Below are 3910 nucleotides of genomic sequence, written 5' to 3' on the forward strand. Positions count from 1 at the left end.
CACGACTACTTACTTTTTTATTCCGATAACCGATAATCTTTTAACCAATAACATCCTTTTACCTATGACCAAAAAAGTCTTATTTTCTATTTGTTTAGCGACTATGATGCAATTAGCACAAGCACAAACTCAAGAATATCCTTTATACGAAGGAAAAGTTCCTAATACAAAACCTCATAAAAATACAGAGTCATCGGCGACGGATGCCAATGGTATTTTGAGAATTTCTGAGGTTTCAATTCCTTCTATTACAGTATATCCTGCGTCCAAAGAAACGGCCAATGGAACAGCCGTGATTGTGTTTCCAGGAGGAGGATATCGTATTTTGGCAGCTTCTCACGAAGGTTCTGATGTAGCAAAGGAACTAAACAAAATCGGCGTGACTGCTTTTGTGTTAAAATACCGCATTCCTGATTCAACGAAGCAAGACGACAGAACAATTGCACCTTTACAGGATGCGCAACAAGCATTGAGATTTGTACGTTCGAAAGCTGAATCTTTTGGTGTTAACCCCAATCGTGTGGGTATTTTGGGCTTTTCGGCTGGTGGACACTTGGCTGCAACGACAGCGACACATTTTGCCCAACCAGTAGGTGAATTGGCAGATAAAAGCAACGTTCGACCTGATTTTGCGGTGTTGTTATATCCTGTTATCACGATGAAACCTTTTGGACACAGAGGCTCACAGGAACAATTGATTGGCAAAAATCCATCAGAAAGCTTAGTGAATTTGTATTCTAACGAATTGCAGGTGACGCCACAAACACCTCCGTGTTTTTTGGTACATGCCCAAGATGATGGCGGTGTTCCTGTCCAAAACTCTTTGAGATTTTATGATGCTTTGGTAGAAAAGAAAGTCCCTGCCGAATTACATATTTATCCAAAAGGTGGGCATGGATTTGGTTTGAACAATAAAACTACTCCAGATAAATGGTTTGAACGTTTGAAAAGTTGGATGGATTCAAATGGATGGTTGAAAAAATAACCATTTACCAAACAGCTTCTTTGATAAGTACAAAAATAGCCTCAATCCGAGGCTATTTTTGTATCTTTGCACTTTGAAAGTTTAAAGATGATTCTAGTGAAAAATCAGATAGTACAATTTTGTGAACAAATTCAACAGGCAGTCGAGCAAAAGTCTTTGGTAAAAGTCTCTTTGGGCAATTATCAGGGCGATGAGCCTGATTTGAAAAATATTTACATACGTTTAGTTTTGATAAAAAACATTGAAAAACTAGCGTTTACTTTTCGATATAAAACGAAAGATATTGTCAAGAACTTCGACTTGACAGAAGGATATCGTTGGGTTGCTCAATGGTTGGAAGAGGGTTTTAAAGTAGCAACACTCATGAGCACAGCGTCAGATTGGCAATATGAGGCCTTGAAAAATGGTAAAGTAATTCTAAAGCAAAAAGCGGCCAGTGTGACAAATCAACCCTCATTGGGTCATGATAAAGAAAAGAAAAGGTTGATATCTACGAATGAAAAGGCTTATTTAGTGGATTTGAAAATCACAGACGAGCAAGGAAATGTGTTTAAAAATGCTCAAGACAAATACCGCCAAATCAATCACTATGTAGAAATTTTGAGCGCTTTGATTAAAGATTCAGCCATCGAAAAACTACACAAAGTGGTAGATATGGGCTCTGGGAAAGGGTATTTAACATTTGCTTTGTACGATTATCTGCACAATACCTTAGGCTTGAAAACGCTAGTTCAAGGTGTAGAATACCGACAAGACATGGTCAACTTGTGTAATCAATTTGCCCAAAATGCAAGTTTCGATGGTTTGAGTTTTACCCAAGGAACGATTTTGGATTATGAGCAAAAAGATATCAGTATGTTGATAGCTTTGCACGCCTGCGATACTGCCACAGACGACGCTATATTCAAAGGTCTGCAATCTGATGCCGAGTTGATTGTGGTGGCGCCATGTTGTCACAAGCAAATCAGAAGAGAAATAGAAAAGAACAAAGCGCAAAATGAATTGAAGTTTTTGACCAAATACGGCATATTTCTCGAACGACAAGCCGAAATGGTTACTGACGGAATTCGTGCATTGATTTTGGAATATTTTGGTTACAAAACCAAAGTTTTTGAATTTATTTCAGATGCACATACGCCCAAAAATGTATTGGTTGTGGGGATTAAATCTGGTATTAATCCAAAACGTCAAGAAGAAATTTTGCAAGAAATAGCTCAAACCAAAGCCTATTTTGGTATCGAATATCATCATTTAGAAAGACTTACAATGCTACCTTTGTAGCACTAACTTATCCATTGACCTCAAAATAAAATTAAATGTCTAAGAATACTGCAAATATCGCTTTTCTGTTCATTGTTATTTTTGCTGCTGTACTCCGTTTTTATCATATCAACCATTATGGCATTTTTGGTGACGAAAAACAAGGAATTATGGTAGCGGTAGGAAATGTGAATATTGGAGGGAAAAAAGCCCTCATGGCACCTGACAAAACTTTTACACCAAAAGACTTCTGGCAACCAAAAACCATCGCTGATTTGCTAGATGCCAACGCCCGCGGCGATACCAGTGGCAATGCAACCGTGCATTTGATTAGCATGAATATTTTTGGACAGCTTTTTGGTCACTCGGATGGAGTACTTCGGAGTGTCTCAGCCATATATAATTTACTGACCATCTTATTCATCTTTTTGATAGGACGAAATATATTTAAAAATGATAAGATTGCCTTATTAGCAGCATTTTTGGCGGCAACCGAGCCTTTTTTTATCATCTTTAGTCAACAAGCACGTTTTTATACGACCTGTATCTTTTTTGGTACGGTAGCTTCATACTATTTCTTGGAGATAATGGTTAATGGTAAAAACTCACTGAAGTATTATGTGGGCTATACCCTCTCGATTGTATTAGCCATTTTTTCGAACTACCTCACTTTTACGGTTTTTCTGGCACATGGACTTTATTGGTTGCTGGTTGATCGCACTTTCGAAAAGCTTCGAAACTTCTGTGTATGTTATGTAATTATGGCTATTCCGTTTGGATTATGGATGACAAAAGGGCCTGGGCAATATGCTCTTTTGTATATCAAAGATGCTACTAATTTGTATCATTCTATTTTGAAAAATCCGAAGTTGGCAGCATCCTATCAAGGGTTTATCGATATAGCTTCTTGGAAAAATCTCTTTACTCGAGGAATAAGTATTGTATCTGATTACTTTATTTTTACTAATGGATGGTACGAAAAATTAGGTAATAAAATAGCGCTCGTTCTTGTAATTGGTTTATTGGTATTAGTAGCGTGGATTATTCTGAATAAAAGTAAAAAGATTGATATTCAGTTGTTTGTGTTTGTTTTATTGATGGTGTTTATCCCTTTTGTTTTTTCAGTATTATCGGCTTATAAAGCAGGGGTGATGACAGGATTTTATTTTAGATATACCAGTTTTGGTTTACCTTTTGTATCAATATTGATGGCTTGGTTTTTGGTGTTAATGTTTGAAAAATACAAAATTATCGCAATAGGTTTTGCAGTATTGGCTATGGTACAGTATTATTCTTTTGCTCGAATTATCAAACATTTTTATGCCGATACACAGCAGAAATATACTAATTCTCACGGGCGGATATCAAACCCTTATATTTTGATTGCAGACAAAATTAAGTCAATATATATGCCTGGCGATACCATTGTTTATCCTTCATTTTATGCAACTGGTTTTAGCAAGGCAATCGAGCGTCCAAAAGGAGAATTTGATAATCACGATGCGCAGTTGGTTAATTTGTACCTACCCAAAGATGCCACCTATACCCAAAGAATATCACTTGAAGAGGCAGATAGAGTTTTGTTGAAAAGAAAAGGGCAAACCTTAGTATTGTTCAATTTTGAGGGCATAAAGTATCGGTATTAGAGGTAATTATTGAATTGTG

The 3910-nt window shown here is 36.8% G+C and carries 3 protein-coding genes; all 3 read left to right on the forward strand.

Annotated features, from left to right (window positions below; translation table 11 throughout):
• Nucleotides 1-985 (forward strand): alpha/beta hydrolase (locus ACOVQ4_RS20595; protein ID WP_421822488.1); only part of this gene is annotated, 985 nt, incomplete at its 5' end.
• An 87-nt stretch (nucleotides 986-1072) separates the two neighbouring features.
• On the forward strand, nucleotides 1073-2266 hold the full coding sequence (locus ACOVQ4_RS20600; RefSeq protein WP_421822489.1) for a class I SAM-dependent methyltransferase: 1194 nt from the start codon (nucleotides 1073-1075) through the stop codon (nucleotides 2264-2266).
• Between the two features lie 35 nt (nucleotides 2267-2301).
• Complete coding sequence (locus ACOVQ4_RS20605; protein WP_421822490.1) at nucleotides 2302-3891, forward strand: glycosyltransferase family 39 protein; 1590 nt, start codon at nucleotides 2302-2304, stop codon at nucleotides 3889-3891.
• Nucleotides 3892-3910 lie beyond the last annotated feature (19 nt).

This window comes from Flectobacillus sp., assembly GCF_049240685.1.
Classification (GTDB): domain Bacteria; phylum Bacteroidota; class Bacteroidia; order Cytophagales; family Spirosomataceae; genus Flectobacillus.

Bases quoted from the DNA above. Each gene is read 5' to 3' on its own strand.
- ACOVQ4_RS20600 (WP_421822489.1), top strand. From the start codon at position 1,073: ATGATTCTAGTGAAAAATCAGATAGTACAATTTTGTGAACAAATTCAA.
- ACOVQ4_RS20605 (WP_421822490.1), top strand. From the start codon at position 2,302: ATGTCTAAGAATACTGCAAATATCGCTTTTCTGTTCATTGTTATTTTT.